Raw genomic sequence first — 21,656 nt, 5'->3', positions numbered from 1 at the left:
CCCGGGCGTTGGGCCGGAACCTGCGCCCCGCCTCCTGCGGGGCGCCCTTCCCCGAGGCCCGACCCGATGGCTGCCGACACCAAAGCCCTCTCCGACCGCGCCCTGTCGATCTTCGCCTTCGCGGCCTACCACCACCTGATCAGCGGCCAGCCGATCAGCTCCGTGGTGCGCCGGGACGGCCGCGGCCATCAGGCCGATCCGGAGGGCGCCGCCGAGGTCGAGCAGCGCGGCCTCGCCAGCTTGAGCGACGACGCGATCACCTTCACCGAGCCGGGCGTCGCCTTCGTCGAGACGATCGTGGCGGCGATCCGGCAGGCCAGCGGGCGCTAGACCAGCCATGGAGCTTTCCCACCCTGCACCTCATCCTGAGGTGCAGGGTGGGAAGAGCCAGAGCCGCGCTCGAACGCTGTCGTGTACCGTGTGGCCTGCCAGTGCAAGTCTGCTTGGCGCGCTTGACGATCCGGCCGCCGCGATTGCACTCCTGCCGTTGCGGCGCCGGGCATCCGGGCTCGGGCCGCCCGGAGAGGATTCTCGTGGACGCGCCCGCCCTCGCCCGCCTGATCGACCACAACCTCCTGCGGGCCGATGCGACGCCGGCCGAGGTGCGGCGCCTGTGCGAGGAAGCACTGGCGCACCGCTTCAAGGCGGTCTGCATCAACCCGATCCATGTCGGGCTCGCCGCCGGGATCCTAGCCGGCAGCGACGTCGCACCCTGCTCCGTCGTTGGCTTCCCCCTCGGGGCGTCGATGTCGGAGGACAAGGCGGCGGAGGCCGCGGGCGCCGTGCGCCGCGGTGCGGCCGAGATCGACATGGTGATCGCGCTCGGGGCCCTGAAGGACGGGGATCACGCGGCCGTGCGGGCCGACATCGCGGCGGTCCGGGCGGCCTGCCGGGGGCAGGTGCTGAAGGTCATCATCGAGACCTGCCTGCTTGATGAACCGCAGAAGCGCCTCGCCTGCACCCTGGCGGTCGAGGCCGGGGTCGATTTCATCAAGACGTCAACGGGCTTTTCGACCGGCGGCGCCACCGTGGCGGACGTCGCCCTGATGCGCGCGACTGTCGGCGACGCCGTCGGGGTCAAGGCGTCGGGCGGCGTGCGCAGCCTGGAGGCCGCCCGCGCCCTGGTGGCTGCCGGTGCGACGCGGCTCGGCACCAGTTCGGGCGTGGCGCTGGTGACGGCGGGGGTGGCGGGCGAGGCCTATTGAGGACGCCCTGACGTCAGGCCGTAGAGGACCAGGCCAGCTTTGGACGCAGCCTCTCCCCGCCCCTCCCCCACCGCCCTGCCGGTCAGCGCCCGGATCGGCGCCGACCTGAAGGCGCAGATCGCGCGAGGGGTCTATCCGCCGGGCAGCGCCCTGCCCTCGACCAGGGCGCTGGCGGCCGAGCTCGGGGTCTCGCGCACCACCGTGACGGCGGCCTACGACCAGCTCGTCGCCGAGGGCTACCTGGAGACCCGGCCCGGGGCCCGGACCCGGGTCGCCGCCGGCATCCTGGCCGCGGCCTCGCCGGGCTCGGCCGCCCCGGTCCCGCCGCATCGCCTTTCCGCCTTCGGGCGGCGCCTGCTCGCCGAGCCCGCGCCGCCGGCCGCGCCGGCACCGGCGATCGATTTCCGCTACGGCGACCTCTCGGGCGACGATTTTCCGGTCCTCGCCTGGCGGCGGGCCCTCAACGCCGTGCTGCTGCGGCGGCCGGCCCGGCTCGGCTACGGCGATCCGCGCGGGCTGCCCGCGTTGCGCGCCGCGTTGCAGGCCTATCTCTGGCGCGCCCGGGGCGTGAGCTGCAGCCCCGACCAGATCGTGGTCGTCAACGGCTCGCAGCAGGGGATCGATCTCTGCATCCGGCTCCTCGTCGATCCCGGCGACCGGGTGGCGATGGAGGATCCGGGCTACGGCACGGCGCGCCGGGCCTTTGCCGCCGCGGGTGCCGCGCTCCTGCCGGTCCCGGTCGATGCGGAGGGGCTGCAGACCGGGCGGCTGCCCGGACTCGGGCCCGCGCGCCTCGCCTACGTCACGCCCTCGCACCAGTTCCCCCTCGGCGGCGTGCTGCCCGCCGCCCGCCGGCAGGCCCTGCTCGCCTGGGCGGAAGGGTGCGGCGCGCTGATCGTCGAGGACGATTACGACGGCGAGTACCGCTTCGACGCCCGGCCGGTGGAGGCGCTGGTGAGCCTCGATCGGGCGGGCCGGGTGATCTATGCCGGCACGGTCTCCAAGACCCTCTCGCCGCAGCTGCGCCTCGGCTACCTGGTGGTGCCGCCGGGCTTGAGCGAGGCCTTCACGGAAGCCAAGCGCCTCGCCGACCGGCAGTCGCCGGGCCTGGAACAGGCCGCCCTGGCGCAGTTCCTGGCCGAGGGCGGCTACGAGCGCCACCTGCGCCAGGTCCGGCGGCGCAATGCCGGCCGGCGCGCCGCCCTGCTCGCCGCGCTGGCCGAGAGCTTCGGCGGCGCGGTGCGGGTCGAGGGCGCGGCGGCGGGCCTGCATCTCGTCGCCTGGTTCGAGGGCGTGCCGGCCGCCGCCGAGGCCGGGATGGCGGCGGCGGCGCGGGCGGCGGGAATCGGCGTCTACCCGGTCGGCCCGCTCTACCACGACCCGGCGGCGCGGCCGGACCGGGCCGGGCTGCTCCTCGGCTTTGCCGGCAGCGAGCCGGACGCGATCCGGGCGGGCATCCGCCGCCTCGCCGCGGCGCTGGCGGCCGCGCATCTTACCGCCAGCTAACCCGAACGCGGACCACCGTCCGCTCAGGGTCGCGGCGTCCCGCCCCGGCGCCGGCGGCACTTCCTTCCGAGAGATCAAGCGGATACCGGGCTCGGGGGAGCGGGCCCCGCACGATCGCCCGGCGGCGGTGGCTCTCGGCATTCGGAAAGATTTGCCGCGTAGTCCCGTCGGCAACGACGGCGGCAGGCCGGTGCGTCACTCCGGCTCTTCCCGAGGGTTCCCCGTGCAGCAACCACATCCGGCGCCGGCCTTCCCGTCAGGCCAGGCAGGCCGCGCGCCGTCTGGACCGCGGGAGGTCCCGCTCGGGCGCCGGCTCTGGGGTACCGCCCTGCTCCTGGCGGCGGGGCTCCTCACCCTGACGGCGATCGTCGTCGCGCCCTCGGTCACCGCCTATCGCGCCAGCCAGGGCAACCTCCTGCACATCAGCCGGCTGCGGCAGGTGTTGGAGGCCGCCAACCGTCTCTCGGCGGAAAGGGGGCCGGCGAACGTCATGATGTCGATCGCGCCCGGCAGCGATCCGGCGGCGGCGGCGCGGCTGGACGCCTTCCGCGCGGCGAGCGACGGGGCGCTGGCGGCCCTGCGCGGGCCGGCGGCGGAGGAGGCGGGCCATGCCGTTCCCGCCCGCCTCCTCTCGGCGACAGCCGTCCGGCTCCAGGCGGCGCGGCGGGACGTGGACCGGGTCGCCGGCCTGCAGGCCGCGGAGCGGGACATCGAGGACATCACCGGCGCCGTCGCCCGGATGATCGCCGCGGCTGACGCGTTCCAGGACGTGGTCGCCTGGGAGATCCAGGCGATCGGCCGGGCCGATCCGGCGCTGGCCGGTGCGGCCCTGACCGGCCACGCGGTGAGCGACCTGCGGGAATATGGCGGCCGGATCGGCTCCGCCATCATCCCGGCCGTCGCCGTGCGCCGGCCCTCGACACCGGCCAGTTCGCCGCCGCCGCGCAGATCCGTGGGCGCATCCTGGAATTGCTCCGGCTCCTGCGCAGCCAGGCGGCGTTCGGGCCGGGCCAGCCCCTCGAAGGCCTGTTCCACGAGGTCGAGGAGACCTTCGCCGGGCAGGGGCTCGGCCTCATCGAGGCGACGATCGCGGAGGGCCGCTCCGACGGCCGCTACGCGCTCTCCGCCGACGAGCTGACCCGCCGCTACGTGCCGACCCTGAAGCCGGTCGAGGCCCTGCGCGACCGCTACCTCGCCGGGATGGTGGCGGACTTTGCCGCCGAGCGCGACGCGATGCGCGCGCGGCTCGCGGCCGTCGCCTGCGGCACGGTTGCGGTCCTGGCCCTGCTGGTCGCCCTGCTGCAATCCTTGCGCGCCTCGGTGCTGCGCCCGCTGCTGATCGCCCGCGAGACCGCGATGGCGCTGGCCGAGGGCGACGCGCCGGCCCCGCGCCCGGCCCTCGGCCGGGCCTTGCGCATCGTCGAGATCCGGCGGCTGTTCGACGCCCTCGCGGTGCTGGAGGAGCGGATGCGCGAGCGCACCCGCCTGATGGAGACCCTGCGCCGCCAGGCCGAGACCGACGGCCTGACCGGCCTGAGCAACCGCCGCGGCCTCGCCCTGGCGATGGCCCGCCTCGCCGACGCCCCGGAGGCCCCGGCCGCCGCCCTGATGATCGATCTCGACGGGTTCAAGAAGGTCAACGACACCCTCGGCCACGAGGCGGGCGACGCGCTGATCCGCCAGGCCGGGGCGCGGCTGTGCGCCTGCCTCGCCGGGGACGGCCTCGTCGCCCGGATGGGCGGCGACGAGTTCGCGGTGCTGCTGCCCGGCTGCGACGAGGCCGCGGCGGTCACGGTCGCGGGCACGATCCTGCACAGCCTCTCCGAGCCGTTCCCGGTCGACGGGCAGCCCATCCATCTCGGGGCGAGCATCGGCATCGCGCTGAGCCCCTTGCACGGCCCCCTCACCGACGCGCTGCTCGCCTGCGCCGACATGGCGCTCTACGAGGCCAAGCGCGGCGGGCGGCATTGCCACCGGGTGTTCACGCCGGCCTTGCGCGACGCCACCCTGTCCTGGACCGCCCGCCAGCAGGAATTGCCGCGGGCGCTGGCGGCCGGGGAATTCGAGGTGTTCTACCAGCCGCAGGTGCGCCTCGCCGACCGCCGGATCGTCGGCGCCGAGGCCCTGATCCGCTGGCGCCACCCCGGCTCGGCCTCCTCGCCCCGGCGGCGTTCCTGGCTCCCCTGGAGGCGAGCCGCCTCGCCGCGCCGGTCGGCCGCTTCGTGCTGCGCGAGGCCTGCGCGCAGGCCGCCGCCTGGCGCCGGGCCGGCGCCACGGACCTGCGCATCGGCGTCAACCTGTTCGGCGCGCAGTTCCATTCGGCGAGCCTCGTCGACGAAGTCCGGGCGGCGCTCGCCGAATCCGGCCTGCCGGCCTCCGGCCTCGAACTGGAGATCACCGAGACCATCATCCTGCAGCACGACGAGGCCCTGATCGCCCCGCTGCGGGCCCTGCGCGACCTCGGCGTCGGCCTCGCCTTCGACGATTACGGCACCGGCTACGCCTCCTTGAGCCTGCTCAAGCGCTTTCCCCTGACGCGGCTGAAGATCGACCGCTCCTTCGTGCAGGGCATGGAAGGCTCGAGCCAGGATCGGGCGATCGTGCGGTCGGTGCTGACGCTGGGCCGCAGCTTCGGCCTCTCGGTGATCGCGGAGGGCGTCGAGACCGAGGCGATGGCAGCCCGGCTCGCGGCGAAGGGCTGCACGGAGGCGCAGGGCTACCTGTTCGGCCGGCCGATGCCGGCGGAGGCGTTCGCGGCCCTGTGCCGGCCGGAGGTGCGGCGTTCGGCGTGACGGGCGGCCGGGGCGTTACGGGCCCGTTCTCTTCGTCGGGGTGGATCGCGCATCCATAAGCCTGACCGGCGGCCTGGAACGGTTCTGACGCGCATCCTGGTCATTCCGGGGCCGCGAAAGCGGAGCCCGGCATGACCAGGAGGGTGTCCATCCCGCAGAGCCCGATCGAGGAAAGTCGAAAGGTCGATCGGATCCGTCGCGCTTTCACGCACGTGATACCGAAGGAGATGTCCCGGGAAACCCCGTCGCCCGCCGATGTCGGCGGACCGGTTCCCGACTGAGAGCCTGTTTGATCGACTCGAGCACTTACTCCAACACACAACCTCATCCTGAGGTGTCAGTCGATTGAAAATCGACTGACCTCGAAGGAGGGCTCCAGGGATCGCGAAGACTTCTGGAGCCCTCCTTCGAGGCTCCTTTCAGTCGCACCTCAGGATGAGGTCGCGAGAGGGATGGAAAAGGTCGGTGCAGCTAAATTTTCGCAAGTCAAACAGGCTCTCACACCGCCGCCGCCATCGCCTCGCCGAAGGACTGCACCAGGCGCGCCTCCAGCTTGCCCTCCATGGAGGAGAGGATCGCCATCGCGTCCGCCATCGGCATCGGCGACTTGTACGGGCGGCGCTCGGTCAGGGCGGCATAGATGTCGCAGATGGTGAGCAGGCGGACCATGTCGCCGATCTGGTCGCCGACGAGGCCGTCGGGATAGCCGGAGCCGTCGAGCATCTCGTGGTGGTGGCGGACCGCCGAGAGGGTCATCGGGTCGCGCTCGCCGCCCGCCCGCAACACCTCGTGGCCGATGGCGGCATGGGTGCGCATCACGGCGAGCTCGCCCGCGTCGAGGCGGCCGGGCTTGTTGAGGATCTGGAGCGGGATGCGGGCCTTGCCGACGTCGTGGATCAGCGCGGCGCGCACGAAGCGGAACTGGTCCTCGTGCCGGAAGCCGAGATGGAGGGCGAATTGCGCGGCGAGGCCGGCCACCAGCAGGCAATGCTGGTAGGTGGCGTCGTCGTGGGTCCAGACCGTGTCGAGCCACCGGGCGAGGCCGCCCTCCTGCACCGCGGTGAGGATCGGGCCGAGGCCGGCCTCGACGGCGCCCATGCGGATCGGCAGGCCGGCCCGGGTCTCCGCCATCAGGCCGGTCAGCGCCTCCCCGGCCCGGACGACGCCCTGGCTCACCGCTTTCTCGGCGGCGCCGGCCATGATCCCGGCCTGGTTGGCCAGGGCGGCCGCGATCGTCTCGGGCGGCACGTAGGCGGGCATGCACACCGTCGCCCCGAGGGTCTTGGCGTGGCGCAGCGCGTCCTGGGTCGCCTTGCGCAGGAGGCACACCACCGGCAGGGGCCGGTCGGCGAAGCGGCGCTGGAGCGCGCGCAGGCAATGGTCGGCCTCCGGCCGCGACAGCGTCAGGTCGGAGACGACGCCGGCCAGGGCCCGCCGGTCCCGCCACGTCTCCTCGGGTCCGACGACGTCGCAGATCCCGATAGCCCGCAGGGCCGCGCTGATCGCGGCGCTGCGGTCCGGCCTGTCGGTCACGAGGACGAAGGTCCTCTCGTCGGGCATCGCGTCCCTCCCGGCGGCCGCACGGCCCCCTCTGCCCCCAACAGCTACCCGTCCAGTCCCGAACAAATGCTTACGGCGTTGATCGACAGACAAGGTTAGCGGCGACGGACCGGAAACAAAACCGTCCGTCGGCGGCGAAGGTCGCCGGGGGCGCCCGCAGCCCCGCAGCCTGGACGGGCGGTCCATTCGGACCGTGCCGCCGGAGGTTGTCCGGCGCTCCTTGCGCAGGATTGTCCCGCGGGACCGGATACCTCTGCGTTATCCTCCCCGTAACGGTTAAGCGGCAAGATCGCGTCGCGCTCGATTGAATCGGGACACTCTCCCGGCCGGGCTCGTCCCGCGGCACCGGCCGCCTGCCCGCAACCCGTCCGCGACCCAAGGCCCCTCATGTCGATCAAGATCGCCGCCCGGATCCAGGCCCTGACCGGCGTGGCGCTGGTCGGGCTCCTCCTCATCCTCGGCCTCGCCGCCTACGATCTCGCGGGCGCGGTGACCAGCGGCCGGTCCCTCAAGACGAAGGACCTGGTGGACGCCGCCCACAGTCTCCTGGTGCATTTCGAAGCCGAGGAGCGCGCCGGGCGGATGACCCGCGAGTCCGCCCAGACGACCGCCACCGCGGCGGTCGCCGCCCTGCGCTACGGCAAGGGCGAGTTCTTCTGGATCAACGACATGCAGTCGCGGCTGATCGCCCATCCCGAGTCCAAGCTGGTCGGCCGGGACGTCAGCGGCCTCGCCGAGCCGTCGGGCCGCAAGTTCTTCGCCGCGATGATGCGCAACGTCGCAGCGGACGGCGCGGCCTTCGAGACCTACTGGTGGCCGAAGCCGGGCTCCGACGTGCCGGTCGAGAAGGTGTCCTACGCCCGCAGCTTCCAGCCCTGGGGTTGGGTCGTCGGCTCCGGCATCTATGCCGACGACACCGCGGCCCAGGTCCATGCCTGGCTGTGGAACCTGCTCGTCGGCGCCGGCCTGGTGGCTCTCCTGGTCGCCGCCGCCGCCACGCTGATCGGCCGCAGCATCGCCCGGCCGCTAGTCGCGCTCTCCGGCAGCATGGCGGCGCTCGCCGCCGGCCGGCTCGGCGAGGCGGTGCCGGCGACGGGGCGCCGCGACGAGATCGGCGCCATGGCCTCGGCGGTGCAGGTGTTCAAGGAGAGCATGCTGCGCGCTCGCGCCCTGGAGGAGGAGACGGCGCTCGCCCGCGCCTCGGCGGACGAGCAGCGCCGCGCCGGCATGCGCCAGATGGCGGACGCCTTCGAGCGCGCCGTCGGCGGCATCGTCGGCCAGGTCTCGGCCTCCGCGACCGAATTGCAGGCCACGGCGCAGGCCATGACCACCACCGCGCGGGAGACCGCCAGCCAGTCGACCGGCGTGGCGGAGGCCGCCGCCCAGGCCGCCTCAAATGTCGGGACGGTTGCCGCCGCCGCGGAGGAGCTCGGCGCATCGGTGGGTGAGATCGGCCGCCAGGTCGACGATTCGGCCCGGCTGGCCCAGGCCGCCGTCGCGGAAGCCGGGAGGACCGCCGGCCAGGTCCGCATCCTGACCGAGGCCACCGCCCGGATCGGCGACGTGGTCGGGCTGATCTCGTCGATCGCCAGCCAGACCAACCTCCTGGCGCTCAACGCCACCATCGAGGCGGCCCGGGCCGGCGCGGCGGGCCGCGGCTTCGCGGTCGTCGCGGCGGAAGTCAAGGAGCTCGCCGGCCAGACCGCGAAGGCCACCGAGGAGATCACCGGCCAGATCGCGGCGATCCAGGCCTCCACCGGCCAGGCGGCGAGCGCGATCGGCGGCATCACCGCACGGATCGAGGAGATCTCGACCGTGGCGACGGGCATCGCCGCGGCGGTGGAGGAGCAGGGCTCGGCGACGCAGGAGATCGTCCGCAACGTGTCTCGAGCCGCAGCCGGCACCGACGAGGTGACCCAGGGCGTCGCGGCGGTCGCGGGCGCGGCCGAGCGCTCCGGGATCTCGGCGGGCCAGGTCCTGGCGGCCTCCTCGGAGCTGTCGCGCCAGTCCGAGCATCTCGGCGCCGAGGTGCATCGGTTCCTCGCCACCGTGCGGGCGGCGTGACGGCCAGAGTCTCGTCCGACGAAGCGAATGCCGGCTCTTCGGAGGATATGCAGCAAGATCAAAGATCTGGAGCATCGCTCGATCGCAACGCCACGGTACAAGGGACGGCAGGCTGCGCGATGCGAGAGTAACGGTCGCCACGCGCGAACCCTCCCCCGCTAAGGCAGGGCTGTCCGGGGAAAAGAAGAGGCGCGGGAAATCCCCCTCTCCCGCGGGCGGGGAGAGGACTTCATCGACCTTGTCGTCGATGAAGTGAGCGGAGGCGCAGCCGGAGCGAGGGTGAGGGGGAGGTTCCGGAAGAGCCTCGTCCTGAGACACCCCCTCACCCTCGCGGCGAACCTGCGGTTCGCTGCTCCCTTCACCCCCGACGAGGGGGTGAAGGCTTCTCCCCGCCCGCGGGAGAGGGGAAAACTCGTGCCTCAATCTTTCCCCGGACAGCCCTGCCGCAAAGGGGGGAGGGTTCATGCGCCCGGCCGTTTCTCCCTCACCCGCGCAGCCTGCTGTGTCGTGTCCCGTGTCGCCACGCGATCGGGCGTCGCTCTCGCCTCGACGACCCGGCGAGATCCTGACGCAATGGCCTAATAAGCATCAAGCGACGGCCTAATCACAAAGATATACCGCACGGCGATCAGCCATCACGCGACGATTCCCGATGTATCTAGACCCGACCGACCGTCATCTCACCTTCATACGGCCAAGCTAGGCGGCGGCCCTGAACGGACAAAAGACTCCGAGGGGCTTATGCAATCGAAACTCAACGTCGCCCTGCTGGCGGCGACATGCCTGTTTCCCGTCCATTCCTGGGCGCAGACGGTGCCGACCTCGCCGCCGGTGGGCTTCGCCAACAGCACCTCGGTCAATCCGGGCACGGTGCTGAACCGCGTGCTCGACTCGTATACCGGGCTCGTCACCGGCAATCCGGCGGTGCTGACCCAGAACTACCAGACCGTCGTCGCGATGACGCGGGGCCGGACCGAGGCGCAGACCCTGGCGGCGATCCACGACGACCGCACCGGCCAGGCCTACAGCATCCTCAACGGCCTCGGTCCGCTGACCTCGGCCTATCTCACGGGTGCGGGCGCCTCGTTCACCGGCACGACCCCGACGAATCTGACGCCGACCACCTACGTCGCCACGACGCTCGCCGACTACGCCGCCAACATCAGCACCGGCAACGACGCCAATGCCGGGTCGCGGACCTTCGGCAACGGCACGGCGACGCCCCTCGCGGCGGCCGTCGCCTTCATCGACGACGTCGCCCGCGCCAGCGGCTCGACCGAGCCGGCCAAGCGCATCTTCGCCCGCTACCAGGGCGACACTCCCGCCATCAACCCGCTCGATCCCCGCTTCAACGCCTACAGCGCGACGACGAACCGGACCGCCCTCTCGACCCGCGACACCGCGGGCCTGGTGGTGCCGACCTACCTGTCGAACTTCCCCGTCCCGGCGGTCTACGGCACGACGGACCGGTGGGTGCGCGGCTTCACCGTCACGCAAGGAATGATCGACGCCAATGGCGGCCGGCCGCTCACCGTGCCGAATGTCGGCACCTTCTCGAACGGCGTCTTCACCGCGGCGACCTTCGGGGTCGGCGATTACGTGCCGGGCATCGGCACCTCGCCGCGGCCCTACCGCGTCTCGACCGACGTGAACGTGCCGGTGCCGCTGCGGCAGATCATCAACAGCACCAACCCTTACGCCGACGGCGCCTATCCGAGCGGCCACACCAATTCCGGCTCGATGCAGGCGCTGGCCACCGCCTTCCTGGTGCCGGAGCGGGGCCAGCAGCTCCTGACCCGGGCCTCGGAACTCGGCTACAACCGCATCCTCGCCGGCATGCACTCGCCCGCCGACGTGATCGGCGGCCGGATGGAATCGACGGCGATCGTCGCCACCAACATCTATGGCGCGCTCTACGACGCGAACGGCAACCGGGTCGACTGGACCAACCCGGCCAACACGTCCGCCTACGGCGTCTACCAGGCCTACCGCCAGACGCAGTCCTACCTCGCCTCCTCCTGCGGCGCGGCGAGCGTCGCCGCCTGCCTGAACGCCGCCTCCGGCAGCCAGGACGCCTTCGGCAACGCGGCACAGAACAAGGCGGACTACACCGCCCGCCTGACCTACGGCTTCCAGCCCATCGGCCCGGTCGCGCCGATGACCACCGCCGACGTGCCGCTCCAGGCGCAGGTGCTGCTGCTCACCCGCTTCCCCTACCTCACCGACGCGCAGCGCACCGAGGTCCTGGCGAGCACCGGCCTGCCCTCCGGCTACCCGCTCCTGAGCGGCAACACCTATGACGGCTGGGGCCGGCTCAACCTCTACGCCGCCTTCGACGGCTACGGCGCCTTCACCCGCGCCGTCACGGTGACGATGGACGCCGCCCAGGGCGGCACCTCGGCCTTCGACACCTGGCGCAACGACATCTCGGGCCAGGGCTCGCTCACCAAGGCCGGCACCGGCACCCTGGTGCTCACCGGCACCAACACCTATGCCGGCGGCACCACCGTGGCGGGCGGCACCCTCGTCGGCCACGCCCAGGCCTTCGGCTCCGGGGCGATCCGCACCGACGCCAGCCTGGTCCTCGACCAGGCGGGCGACGCCGCCATGGCCAACGCGATCTCCGGCTCCGGCAGCCTGACCAAGCTCAATGCCGGCACCCTGACCCTGACCGGCCAGAGCGGCCTCACCGGCGCGACCGCTGTCCTCGGCGGCGGCCTTGCGGTGAACGGGTCGCTCGCCGGCTCGGTCGTCACGGTCGGCCCGGGCGCCCGCCTCGGCGGCACCGGCACGGTCGGCGGGGTGGTGGCGCAAGGCGGCGCCACGGTCGCCCCCGGCAACTCCATCGGCACCCTGTCGGTCGCCGGCAACGCCGCCTTCGCGGCAGGCTCCACGTTCCAGGTCGAGGCCAATGCGAGCGGCCAGTCCGATCGCCTCGCCGTCGCCGGCGCCGCCACCCTCCAGGGCGGCAACGTCCAGGTGCTGGCGCAAAACGGCACCTACAGCCCCCGCACCGGCTACACGATCCTCACGGCGAATGGCGGCGTCTCCGGCACCTTCGCGGGCGTCTCCTCCAACCTCGCCTTCCTCACCCCGACGCTGCGCTACCAGCCGAACGAGGTCGACCTCACGCTGACCCGCAACGACGTCGCCTTCGCCACCATCGCCCAGACCCGCAACCAGGCGGCGGTCGCCAATGCCGTCCAGGGTGCCGGCGCGGGCGCAGGTATCTACAATCGCACGGTCGGGCTCACCACGCCGGAGGCCGTCGCCGCCTTCCAGGCTCTGACCGGCGACATCCACGCCAGCGCGGTCTCGGCCGCCTACGAGACCGCGTTCTTCGTCCGCGAAGCGATCCTCGACCGGCTGCGCTGGTCGGGCGAGGCCACCCGCGACTACGGCAGCCTGCCCGCCACCTACACCGCCGACCTGCCCGGCCGCCGCGCCCCGGTCGCCCCGGTGCCGGTGCGCATCCTCGATCCGCGGGTGTTCGGCCTGTGGGGCCAGGGCTTCGGCAGCTTCGGCCAGGCCCGCAGCGATGGAAACGCCGTCACCCTCAACCGCGACACCGCCGGCTTCGTGCTCGGCGCCGATCTGCGGCTCGAGAGCGGCATCCGCCTCGGCGTCGCCGGCGGCTATACCCGCACCAACCTCGACGCGCCCGGCCAGACCGCGAGCGGCACGATCGAGAGCGGGTTCGGCGGCGTCTATGGCGGCTACGAGGCCGGCCCCTTCGCCCTGCGGCTCGGCGCTGCTTACGCCGACAACAGCCTGCGGCTGCGCCGCTCCGTCGTCTTCCCCGGATTCTCCGAGACCGAGAGCGCTCGCTACGGCGGATCGACGGTGCAGGGCTTCGGCGAGATCGGCTACCGGATCGCGCTGGCGGCGGGGACGCTCGGCAAGGCCTCGGCGTCCTCTATCGAGCCGTTCGTCGGCGGGGCCTATGTCGGCATCGACCGCGACCGGTTCGCGGAGACCGGCGGCGTGGCGGCCCTGAGCGGCGCGTCGCGGCTCGCCGAGATCCCGACCCTGACCGCCGGCGTGCGCGGGCAGACCGAGGTGGATCTCGGCTTCGGCGCCCCGGTGTCGCTGCACGGCCTCGTCGGCTATCGGCGCGCCTTCGGCGACGTGATCCCGACGGCGCTCCTGGCCTTCGGCACCGGCCCGAGCTTCGTGACCGCCGGCATCCCGATCACCCGCGACGCGCTGGTGGCCTCGGCAGGTGTGGATCTTCGGGTGTCGAAGGCGGCGACGATCGGTGTGTCGTATACCGGCCAGGTCGGCGCGCGGGCGGAGGACCATGCGGTGAAGGGCACCTTCACCTATCGGTTCTGAGAATCGGCGCAGATGAGGAATAGTGGGGGTGCGGCGCGAGCCGCGCCCCCTTCTGCCTTTTTGCGCGACGGCCGATGCGAGATCTGGAAGGAGGCTTCCGGAAATCAAATCAGAGCCCGCTTACGTGGGAATTTCTCGCAAACAATCGAGACAACCGAGATGATCCTACCCACCACCTCATCCTGAGATCCTATTTGAGCATAATGATTTGGCAAAATGAGAAGAATTAGGAGATATCCCACCCTTCCACCTCATCCTGAGGTGCCGCGTAGCGGCCTCGAAGGAGGGCTCCAGAGGCCGCTGCGATCCCTGGAGCCCTCCTTCGAGGCTCGCTTCGTTCGCACCTCAGGATGAGGTTAGAGGGTAGGATGATCCCGCCCGCCTCAAGTCTTGGGTAGAAGTCCTGCTCAAACAGGCTCTGAGGTGCGACGGAAAGGAGCCTCGAAGGAGGGCTCCAGGGATCGCAGCGGCCTCTGGAGCCCTCCTTCGAGGTCAGTCGATCTTCGATCGACCAACACCTCAGGATGAGGTGGGTGGGTAGGATGTCTCGTGCGTACTCTCAGTTTTCGGCAGATCGATCCGCTCGAACGATCTCTCACACCTCCCGCACCATCAGGACCGCGCCCGTGCCATAGCCGGGCGGCGGCGCCTCCGGGATCGGCCGGAAGCCGTGGCTGTGCCAGAAGCCGGCGGCGTTGCCGACCGCGACCAGCACCATCCCGGGCAGGGCGCGCCGCCGGGCCTCGTCCCGCATCAGCCCGACGAGGTCGGACGCGGCGCCCCGGCCCCGGGCTTCGGGCAGCAGCGCCACGTCGTGGATGCACCAGGCGCCGGCCGGCTCGGGCAGGGCGCCCAGCAGCGTATCGAGGTCGGGCACCGAGCGCGCCCGCCAGGGATGGCCGACGGCGTAGCCCAGGAGGCGATCGTCGGCGATCAGCGCGAAGCAGCCCTCCGGGCACAGGCGCAGGCGCTCCGCCATCACCGCGTCGTCCTCCGGGTAATCCGGGTGGATGCGGGCGGCGATGGACGAGGCGGCGGCGAGGTCCGGCGCCCGTAGACGGCGCCAGTGCAGATCCAGGGTGCTCAGCGGGCGGCCTCGTATTTGAAGGCCGGCGCGGCCTGGAGCTCGGCCTTGGTCAGCCGCACCTCGGCCTCGGCCACCGTGCCGTCGGGCCCGGTCGCCAGCACCGTGGCGCGGCCCCGCGGCGCGGGCGCCGCGACCGAGCCGGTGGCATCGTCGACCGTGCCGCTGCGCTTCTCCGGCACGGCGGCGAGCGCCTGGTCGGTCACCCGGGCGCCCGGCATCGTCTGGGGGCCGGCGGTGGTCGCAGCGGCCTCGCCCGGGGCGCGGCCCGGCGTGGTGAAGGAGGGCGGAGCCTCGGCGGCGGCAGTGCCGCCGGTGTTCCAGGCCATCGTGTCGAACGGCACCGCCACGGATTTCTGACCGATGCCGAGGAAGCCGCCGACGCCGATCACCACCGCCCGCACCCGCCCGTCCTCGCTGAGGAGCACGTCCTCGATCTCGCCGACCCGGACGTGATCCATCCCGATCACCTTGACGCCGACGAGCTTCGAGGCCCGGATGGAGCTGGGCTCCGGCCGGGTCAGGAAACCCGCCGGGGCGGGAGCGGCCGGCTGCGGCTGCGCGAGGGCGGGCGCGGCCATCAGCGCGAAGGCGAGGGGCAAGGTACCGAGAAGGGCGCGCGGGGCAGTCGTCATGTCGGGTCTCCGGGCATTCCTGGACTCAACGGGGCGGCAGCGCCGCGGTTCACCGGCGCAGACGGTCCATCACCCCGCCGAGAGCCGCCCGCGCCGAGCCGGCCGCACCGAGCGCCCAGTCCCGCGCCCGGGCGACGACGCCGCTTGTCGCGCGCGCCCGCGCCGCTTCCTCCTGCGCCGCCAGCATCGCGCGGACATAGGCATCCTCCTGCGGCTTGCAGGCGGCGAGCGCGGCCCGCTGCGCCGCCCGCCGCTCCATCCCGAGGGGCTGGCCCGTGAAGGCCTGCCGCACGCACAGGTGCCAGCGGGTCTCGAGGGCGGAAAGGGCCGCCTCGTCGGCCGTCGCCGTCCCACCGGCGAAGACCAGCAGCAGCACGAGGCCCGGCCTGGCCCAACCCGGCGTCAGCGCGGCGATCCCTGCGGCATGATGTGCGGACGATCCCAAGATCGGAGGCTCCGGACGCGAGTGCTCTTCGAACTCAAGATCTCGGGCGGATTCGAGGCGGGAACGACTTTGTGCGCTGGCGCACACCGGGCGCCGCATACCGGGTCCTGGCGAGTGACGAATGTTGACATTCATCACCCCTCCGATAGGTTCTGGGCATGCGGCCGGGCCGGCCGCGACATCAGGTTGAGCTCCGCCCCCTCGCTCCGCTCGATGTCGTGAACGGCCCGGCCGTACCCGTTTCACGCCGCCCGGCTTTACGCGCGGCGGCGTTTCTGGCACCGCCCGCCGATGTCGCCGCGCGCCTGCCTCGTCCTCGCCCTGCTCACCGGCCTCACGGGCCTCGCCCTGCGCCTCGCCGTGCCGGTCACGCCGGTCGACCAGGATTACCGCGACGTGATCGCGTTCTACCGCGCCCTGCCGGCGGGGAGCGGGCATTGAGCCGGCCGGGCCATCCGACGCGACGAGCGGCCGCGTGACCGATGGGTCCGCCCTGCGCCGGGCCGCCCGCGAGGCCGTGATCCGGGCGGCGCGGCGCCTCGGCATCGGCAGCCTGGCGGGCCTCGGCGATCCCGGCTCGCCCGAGGAACATGACGGCGGGCGCCAGAACCTCCTGCTCCTTGTGCAGCTGCGCTGGATCGCGGTGGCGGGCCAGGTCGTCACCATCGCGGTGGCGCAAGCGGGCCTCGGCATCGCGCTGCCGCTCGGGGCCATGGCGGTGGTGCTGGCCGGGCTCGTGATCCTCAACCTCGCCAGCCTCGCCTGGATCGCGCGGGGCGGCGGCGTGACCGAGGGCACCCTGTTCGTCGCCCTCCTCCTCGACGTCCTGGCGCTCACGGTGCAGCTCTCCTTGAGCGGCGGCGCCACCAACCCGTTCACCTCGCTGTTCCTGCTCCAGCTCACGCTCGCGGCGGTGCTGCTCAGCAGCCGGGCGACGATCGGCCTCGTCGCCGTCACCACCGCGGCGCTGGGCGTGCTGATGCTGGCCTACCGGCCGCTGGTGCTGCCGCCGGGCGACAGCGACGAGCTGTTCCGGCTCTACCTCGTCGGCATGCTGGTGGCGTTCGTGATCGACGCGGCCCTGATCGCGGTCTTCGTCACCCGGATCTCGCGCAACCTGCGCCGGCAGGATGCCCGCCTCGCCGACCTGCGCCAGCGCGCGGCGGAGGAGGATCACATCGTCCGCATGGGGCTGCTCGCCTCGGGCGCGGCGCACGAGCTCGGCACGCCGCTCTCCTCGCTCTCGGTGATCCTCGGCGACTGGCGCCGGATGCCGGAACTGACGGCATCCGCCGACATCGCCCGCGAGATCGAGGAGATGCAGGAGGCGGTGGGGCGCTGCAAGGCGATCGTCACCGGCATCCTGCTCGCCGCCGGCGCCGCCCGCGGGGAGGCGCCGCACCTCACCACCGTGCGCGGCTTCGTGAACGAGCTCGTCGGCGACTGGCGCCGGATGCGCTCCTGCTTCTGCCTGGAGGTCCGCGACGAGTTCGGCGAGGACGAGGAGATCGTCTCCGACACCGCCCTCAAGCAGGTGCTGTTCAACGTCCTCGACAACGCGCTGGACATGTCCCCGAACTTCGTCGAGCTCGCCGCCCGGCGCGACGGCGACACCCTGCGGCTCTCCGTCACCGATCGCGGCCCGGGTTTCGCGCCCGAGATGCTGGCGCGGCTCGGCCAGCCCTATACATCGAGCAAGGGGCGCCTCGGCGGCGGGCTCGGGCTGTTCCTCGTCGTCAACGTCGTGCGCAAGCTCGGCGGCACGGTGGAGGCCCGCAACCGCAGCTATGGAGGCGCCGTCGTGACCATCAGCCTGCCGCTCTCCGGCCTGACGGTGTGAGATGAGCCCATTCGACTACTTCGGCAGTCTATCCCACCCGCAACCTCATCCTAAAGTGTTAGCCGATCGAAGATCGGCTGACCTCGAAGGAGGGCTCCAGATGTCTCGGAGCTCACTGGAGCCCTCCTTCGAGGTCAGTCCATCAAGGATGGACTGACACCTCAGGATGAGGTTGTGGGTGGGATGAAGCAGAAACCATGACACTCCGATTTTACGTTCAACAGGCCCTGAGATGTCCGACGAAGACCGCCTGCTCGTCATCGTCGAGGACGACGAGCGCTTCGCCGCCACCCTGACCCGCTCGCTCGAGCGGCGCGGCTATACCGTGGTGAGCCTGACCGGACTCAGCGCCCTGGAGGCGCTGCTCGCCGCGCGCACCCCGACCTATGCCGTGGTCGACCTGAAGCTCAACGGCGAATCGGGCCTCGCCTGCGTCAAGGCGCTCCACGACCACGATCCCGGCATCCTCACGGTGGTGCTCACGGGCTATGCCAGCATCGCCACCGCCGTCGAGGCGATCAAGCTCGGCGCCTGCCACTATCTCGCCAAGCCCGCCAATACCGACGACATCGAGGCGGCCTTCTCCAAGGCGGAGGGCGACGTCGCCGTCTCCCTCGACGGCCGGCCGACCTCGATCAAGACGCTCGAATGGGAGCGCATCCACCAGACCCTGGTCGAGACCGACTTCAACATCTCGGAGACGGCGCGCCGGCTCGGGATGCACAGGCGGACGCTCGCCCGCAAGCTCGACAAGCAGCCAATCAAATGAAGGCGCTCTCGTCCCGCATGGCTGGCGCGTGCGGAATGCGGTTTCGCATCCTGGCGGAGCCGGCGCACCCGCGGTAACGTCCCGGCCGAAATGCAAGGAGGAAATGCATGAACGCCCCGTCCGCCGCGGTCGCCACCCAGACCAACCTCAGCCCGGTGAAGCCCCAAGAGGGCGCCCGCGGCGCGTTCCGGTGGGACGACCCCTTCCTGCTCGACGACCAGCTCACCGACGACGAGCGCCTGATCCGTGACTCGGCCCGCAGCTTCGCCCAGGAGCGCCTGCTGCCCGGCATCGTCGAGGCCTATGCCGAGGAGAAGACCGACCGCGCGCTGTTCAACGCCATGGGTGAGCTGGGCCTTCTCGGCGTCACCCTGCCGGAGGAGTATGGCTGCGCCGGCGCGTCTTACGTCGCCTACGGCCTCGTCGCCCGCGAGGTCGAGCGGGTCGATTCCGGCTACCGCTCGATGATGAGCGTGCAGTCGTCGCTCGTCATGTACCCGATCTACGCCTATGGCGACGAGACCCAGCGCAAGAAGTACCTGCCCAAGCTCGCCTCGGGCGAGTTCGTCGGCTGCTTCGGCCTGACCGAGCCGGATGCCGGCTCCGATCCCGCCGGCATGAAGACCCGGGCCGACAAGATCGACGGCGGCTACCGCCTGTCGGGTGCCAAGACCTGGATCTCCAACGCCCCGATCGCCGACGTGTTCGTGGTCTGGGCGAAGTCGCCGTCCCACGACAACCAGATCCGCGGCTTCATCCTGGAGAAGGGGATGAAGGGCCTCTCGGCGCCGAAGATCAAGGGCAAGCTGAGCTTGCGCGCCTCGGTCACCGGCGAGATCGTGATGGACGGCGTCGAGGTGCCGGAGAGCGCGCTGCTGCCCAACGTCTCGGGGCTGAAGGGCCCGTTCGGCTGCCTCAACCGGGCGCGCTACGGCATCTCCTGGGGCGCGCTCGGCGCCGCCGAGGATTGCTGGCACCGGGCCCGGCAATACACGCTCGACCGCAAGCAGTTCGACCGGCCGCTGGCCCAGACCCAGCTGGTGCAGAAGAAGCTCGCCGACATGCAGACCGAGATCGCGCTCGGCCTCCAGGGCTCCCTGCGGGTCGGGCGCCTGTTCGACGAGGGCCGGATGGCGCCGGAGATGATCTCGCTGGTCAAGCGCAACAATTGCGGCAAGGCGCTGGCGATTGCCCGCGAGGCGCGCGACATGCACGGCGGCAACGGCATCATGGGCGAGTACCACGTGATGCGCCACGCCCAGAACCTCGAGACGGTGAACACCTACGAGGGCACCCACGACGTCCACGCCCTGATCCTGGGCCGGGCGCAGACCGGGCTGCAGGCGTTCTTCTAATCTTTCACGGCTTTTCGCCAATATTCGAGGCTCTCCGGGTTCACCGGGGAGCCTGCCGCTTCGTTGAGGCTGAGAATACCGTCGTAGAAGTCCTGCGCCGCCTCCAGCCCGGCGAGGTCGCGCAGGGAGGTGAGGATGCGGGTGATGCGCAGGTGGTTGTGGTCGAACGCCGTCAGCCATCCCTTGGTCTGGACATAGAAGCGCATCATCCGGACCCGGGCGGCGAGCAGACCGGACTGGGCGAGCGAATCGCGCCGGATCGCCTCGGCCTCGGCCTCCCCGAGCACCGGCGATCCCGGGACCGCCCGGCTCGGCTCGCGCAACGGGAAGCACCACTGGATGAAGTCGTGCTCGCGCTCCAGGCGCGCATTATCGAAGTCGAGCACGTCCGCGAGGGTACGCCCGCTTCCATCCTGTTCCTGACAGGCGAGAAAGGCGTGGATCGGTCCGGCGCTCGTCCAGGTCCAGTCCTTCTTCGCGACCTCGTTCCGCCCCTTCGTCATGCCTGCCTCATGTCGCCCGCTCGTCCCGATCTATGGCGAGGCGCAGCGGCGGACAGGCGGGGCGGTCGCGCAATCGAGGCTGCATTGCTGGCGCACGCCGCAGAACCACGACAGGCTGCCGCTCTTGAGGCAGGCGCCGCCGCATTGGCGGTAGGCGCCGTAGATCGGCCGGACATAGACCGGCTCGGTCAGCACCCGCGCCCGGCCCGCCTCGGCGGCGAGCCCCTGCACGGCGGCGAGGGAGAGAAGAAGCGCCGTCGTGCAGGAGCGAAGGAGGATCATGGTCTGGCAGCCGTTGCGTGGGCTGCCATGATCCGGTCAGCGGCGGATCGGGTCGATTAAATTGCGATTCATCCTGGCAACCGGTCCCGGACGTCAGGCCGCCTCCTTCCGCTCGGCCCGCGCCGCCTCCAGCGCCCGCACCCGCGGGATCACCTCTTCGCCGAAATACTTCACCTCCTCCTGGAAGTGCAGGAAGCCGAGCAGCGCGAGATCAGCGCCCGCATCCTTGAGCGCCAGGATGCGCTCGGCGATCTGGTCCGGCGTGCCGATCAGGTTGGTGCGGAAGCCGTCATTGTACTGCACCAGATCCTCGAAGGTGGAATTCGCCCAGTTGCCCTCGCGCTCGGGCGACGCGGCGCCGGCATTCTTCACCTCGTGGCCGAAGGCGCGCACCGCCTCCGGATCGGCCTGGTCGATGATCTCCTTCAGGACGGCGCGGGCCTCCGCCTCGGTGTCGCGGGCGATGACGAAGGCATTGACGCCGATCTTGACGTGCCGCCCCTCCCCCGCCGCCTTGTGGCGGATGTCGTCGACCTGAAGCCGGATGTTCTCCGGCGTGTTGCCGTTGGTGAAGTACCAGTCGGAGACCCGCGCCGCCATGTCCCGCGCCGCCCGCGACGAGCCACCCTGGAAGATCTCGGGCAGGGGCTCGGCCGGCTTCGGCTTCAGGGTGTAGTCGCTGTAGCGGTAGAAATCGCCGCGGAAGCTGAAACTGTCCTCCGTCCAGATCCCGCGGAGCGACCGGATGAACTCCTCCGAGCGGCGGTAGCGCTCGTCGTGGTCGAGCCAGGGTTCGCCGATCGCCCGGAACTCGCCCGAGAACCAGCCGCTGACGATGTTGACGGCGATGCGCCCGTGGGTGAGCTGCGAGATCGTCGCCACCTGCTTGGCCGCGATCGTCGGGTTCCACGGCCCGGGCAGGAGCGCGGCGATGACCTTCAGCTTGGTCGTGGCGGCGAGCAGCGCGTGGCTGAAGGCGACCGATTCGTGCTGGTACTCGGCGCCGTAGCCAGCGGTGAAGCGGATCTGGGTCAAGGCGTAGTCGAAGCCCGCCGCCTCGGCGATCCGCGCCAGTTCGCGGTTGTAGTCGGCATCCCAGCTCGTGCGCTGGGGGATCTTGCTGACGACGAGGCCGCCGGAAACGTTCGGCACCCAATAGGCGAAGCGGATCGGATCGGGGGTTTTCTGCGTCATGGCGGGTCCTCGCTCATCGAACACGAAGAAGATCCAGCGCCGTGACGGTCGAACGGCGCGGTTGACCTTCAGTATCGAAGGCCATGT

The 21,656-nt window shown here is 71.6% G+C and carries 17 protein-coding genes and 1 pseudogene; 11 read left to right on the top strand and 7 right to left on the bottom strand.

What is annotated here, in order from left to right:
- Positions 1–66 precede the first annotated feature (66 nt).
- The 5 genes and pseudogenes from F1D61_RS03380 (at position 67) to F1D61_RS35220 (ending at position 5,503) form a co-directional block, all read left to right on the top strand.
- Positions 67–330, top strand: coding sequence for a hypothetical protein (locus tag F1D61_RS03380; protein WP_203156515.1), 264 nt, complete (start codon positions 67–69; stop codon positions 328–330).
- 203 nt (positions 331–533) lie between these two features.
- Positions 534–1,205, top strand: a complete 672-nt coding sequence (deoC, locus tag F1D61_RS03375) for a deoxyribose-phosphate aldolase (protein WP_203156514.1) — start codon at positions 534–536, stop codon at positions 1,203–1,205.
- Between the two features lie 39 nt (positions 1,206–1,244).
- Positions 1,245–2,711, top strand: a complete 1,467-nt coding sequence (locus F1D61_RS03370; protein ID WP_246775690.1) for a PLP-dependent aminotransferase family protein — start codon at positions 1,245–1,247, stop codon at positions 2,709–2,711.
- A gap of 223 nt (positions 2,712–2,934) precedes the next feature.
- A complete protein-coding gene (locus F1D61_RS33820; RefSeq protein WP_246775689.1) occupies positions 2,935–3,849 on the top strand; it encodes a hypothetical protein in 915 nt (304 codons plus the stop codon).
- Between the two features lie 62 nt (positions 3,850–3,911).
- A pseudogene (locus F1D61_RS35220) lies at positions 3,912–5,503 on the top strand (putative bifunctional diguanylate cyclase/phosphodiesterase).
- Positions 5,504–6,001: 498 nt separating this feature from the next.
- Here F1D61_RS35220 and F1D61_RS03360 read toward each other — a convergent pair.
- Complete coding sequence (locus F1D61_RS03360; protein WP_203156513.1) at positions 6,002–7,063, bottom strand: HD-GYP domain-containing protein; 1,062 nt, start codon at positions 7,061–7,063, stop codon at positions 6,002–6,004.
- A 387-nt stretch (positions 7,064–7,450) separates the two neighbouring features.
- On the opposite strand from F1D61_RS03360, the gene F1D61_RS03355 reads away from it, so the two are divergent.
- Together F1D61_RS03355 and F1D61_RS03350 are read left to right on the top strand one after the other, a co-directional pair.
- Complete coding sequence (locus tag F1D61_RS03355; RefSeq protein ID WP_203156512.1) at positions 7,451–9,127, top strand: methyl-accepting chemotaxis protein; 1,677 nt, start codon at positions 7,451–7,453, stop codon at positions 9,125–9,127.
- A 741-nt stretch (positions 9,128–9,868) separates the two neighbouring features.
- Positions 9,869–13,462 carry an autotransporter domain-containing protein gene (locus F1D61_RS03350; RefSeq protein WP_246775688.1) on the top strand — a complete coding sequence of 1,198 codons (3,594 nt, stop codon included), beginning with the start codon at positions 9,869–9,871 and terminating at the stop codon, positions 13,460–13,462.
- Positions 13,463–14,057: 595 nt separating this feature from the next.
- Here F1D61_RS03350 and F1D61_RS03345 read toward each other — a convergent pair.
- From F1D61_RS03345 to F1D61_RS03335, 3 genes are all read right to left on the bottom strand, one after another.
- Positions 14,058–14,474, bottom strand: coding sequence for a GNAT family N-acetyltransferase (locus F1D61_RS03345; RefSeq protein ID WP_432443287.1), 417 nt, complete (start codon positions 14,472–14,474; stop codon positions 14,058–14,060).
- Positions 14,475–14,545: 71 nt separating this feature from the next.
- The gene (locus F1D61_RS03340; RefSeq protein WP_203156510.1) at positions 14,546–15,181 is read right to left on the bottom strand and encodes a PRC-barrel domain-containing protein; all 636 of its coding nucleotides are present in this window, start codon (positions 15,179–15,181) and stop codon (positions 14,546–14,548) included.
- A 49-nt stretch (positions 15,182–15,230) separates the two neighbouring features.
- A complete protein-coding gene (locus F1D61_RS03335) occupies positions 15,231–15,626 on the bottom strand; it encodes a hypothetical protein (RefSeq protein WP_203156509.1) in 396 nt (131 codons plus the stop codon).
- Positions 15,627–15,917: 291 nt separating this feature from the next.
- Between F1D61_RS03335 and F1D61_RS03330 the strand changes: the two genes are divergently transcribed.
- The 4 genes from F1D61_RS03330 (at position 15,918) to F1D61_RS03315 (ending at position 19,590) form a co-directional block, all read left to right on the top strand.
- Positions 15,918–16,067: a hypothetical protein gene (locus F1D61_RS03330; RefSeq protein ID WP_203156508.1), complete on the top strand. Its 150-nt coding sequence runs from the start codon at positions 15,918–15,920 to the stop codon at positions 16,065–16,067.
- A 79-nt stretch (positions 16,068–16,146) separates the two neighbouring features.
- Positions 16,147–17,466, top strand: a complete 1,320-nt coding sequence (locus tag F1D61_RS03325; protein ID WP_432443286.1) for an ATP-binding protein — start codon at positions 16,147–16,149, stop codon at positions 17,464–17,466.
- A 232-nt stretch (positions 17,467–17,698) separates the two neighbouring features.
- Entirely contained in the window at positions 17,699–18,235 is a 537-nt protein-coding gene (locus tag F1D61_RS03320; RefSeq protein ID WP_203156507.1) for a response regulator transcription factor, read from the top strand.
- Between the two features lie 107 nt (positions 18,236–18,342).
- A complete protein-coding gene (locus F1D61_RS03315) occupies positions 18,343–19,590 on the top strand; it encodes an acyl-CoA dehydrogenase (protein ID WP_246775687.1) in 1,248 nt (415 codons plus the stop codon).
- On the opposite strand, the gene F1D61_RS03310 is transcribed toward F1D61_RS03315, so the two are convergent.
- The 3 genes from F1D61_RS03310 to sfnG all read right to left on the bottom strand — a co-directional run bounded on the left by F1D61_RS03310 (position 19,587) and on the right by sfnG (position 21,569).
- Entirely contained in the window at positions 19,587–20,093 is a 507-nt protein-coding gene (locus tag F1D61_RS03310; protein WP_203156506.1) for an opioid growth factor receptor-related protein, read from the bottom strand. The two genes, F1D61_RS03315 and F1D61_RS03310, sit on opposite strands and share 4 nt — an antisense overlap.
- Positions 20,094–20,123: 30 nt before the next feature.
- Entirely contained in the window at positions 20,124–20,375 is a 252-nt protein-coding gene (locus F1D61_RS03305; protein WP_203156505.1) for a hypothetical protein, read from the bottom strand.
- Positions 20,376–20,468: 93 nt separating this feature from the next.
- Complete coding sequence (sfnG, locus tag F1D61_RS03300; protein ID WP_203156504.1) at positions 20,469–21,569, bottom strand: dimethylsulfone monooxygenase SfnG; 1,101 nt, start codon at positions 21,567–21,569, stop codon at positions 20,469–20,471.
- Positions 21,570–21,656: the final 87 nt, after the last annotated feature.

Origin of the sequence: Methylobacterium aquaticum, assembly GCF_016804325.1 — a bacterium.
GTDB classification, from domain to species: Bacteria; Pseudomonadota; Alphaproteobacteria; order Rhizobiales; family Beijerinckiaceae; genus Methylobacterium; species Methylobacterium aquaticum_C.
Note: the sequence above shows the minus strand (reverse complement) of the source record. Positions and strands in the feature narration are given on the sequence as shown.

Coding starts and splice junctions, on each gene's coding strand:
- F1D61_RS03340 (WP_203156510.1), bottom strand. CDS start 15,181: ATGACGACTGCCCCGCGCGCCCTTCTCGGTACCTTGCCCCTCGCCTTC.
- F1D61_RS03315 (WP_246775687.1), top strand. CDS start 18,343: ATGAACGCCCCGTCCGCCGCGGTCGCCACCCAGACCAACCTCAGCCCG.
- sfnG (WP_203156504.1), bottom strand. CDS start 21,569: ATGACGCAGAAAACCCCCGATCCGATCCGCTTCGCCTATTGGGTGCCG.
- F1D61_RS03380 (WP_203156515.1), top strand. CDS start 67: ATGGCTGCCGACACCAAAGCCCTCTCCGACCGCGCCCTGTCGATCTTC.
- F1D61_RS03350 (WP_246775688.1), top strand. CDS start 9,869: ATGCAATCGAAACTCAACGTCGCCCTGCTGGCGGCGACATGCCTGTTT.
- F1D61_RS03330 (WP_203156508.1), top strand. CDS start 15,918: ATGTCGCCGCGCGCCTGCCTCGTCCTCGCCCTGCTCACCGGCCTCACG.
- F1D61_RS03310 (WP_203156506.1), bottom strand. CDS start 20,093: ATGACGAAGGGGCGGAACGAGGTCGCGAAGAAGGACTGGACCTGGACG.
- F1D61_RS03360 (WP_203156513.1), bottom strand. CDS start 7,063: ATGCCCGACGAGAGGACCTTCGTCCTCGTGACCGACAGGCCGGACCGC.
- F1D61_RS03355 (WP_203156512.1), top strand. CDS start 7,451: ATGTCGATCAAGATCGCCGCCCGGATCCAGGCCCTGACCGGCGTGGCG.
- F1D61_RS03320 (WP_203156507.1), top strand. CDS start 17,699: ATGTCCGACGAAGACCGCCTGCTCGTCATCGTCGAGGACGACGAGCGC.
- F1D61_RS03305 (WP_203156505.1), bottom strand. CDS start 20,375: ATGATCCTCCTTCGCTCCTGCACGACGGCGCTTCTTCTCTCCCTCGCC.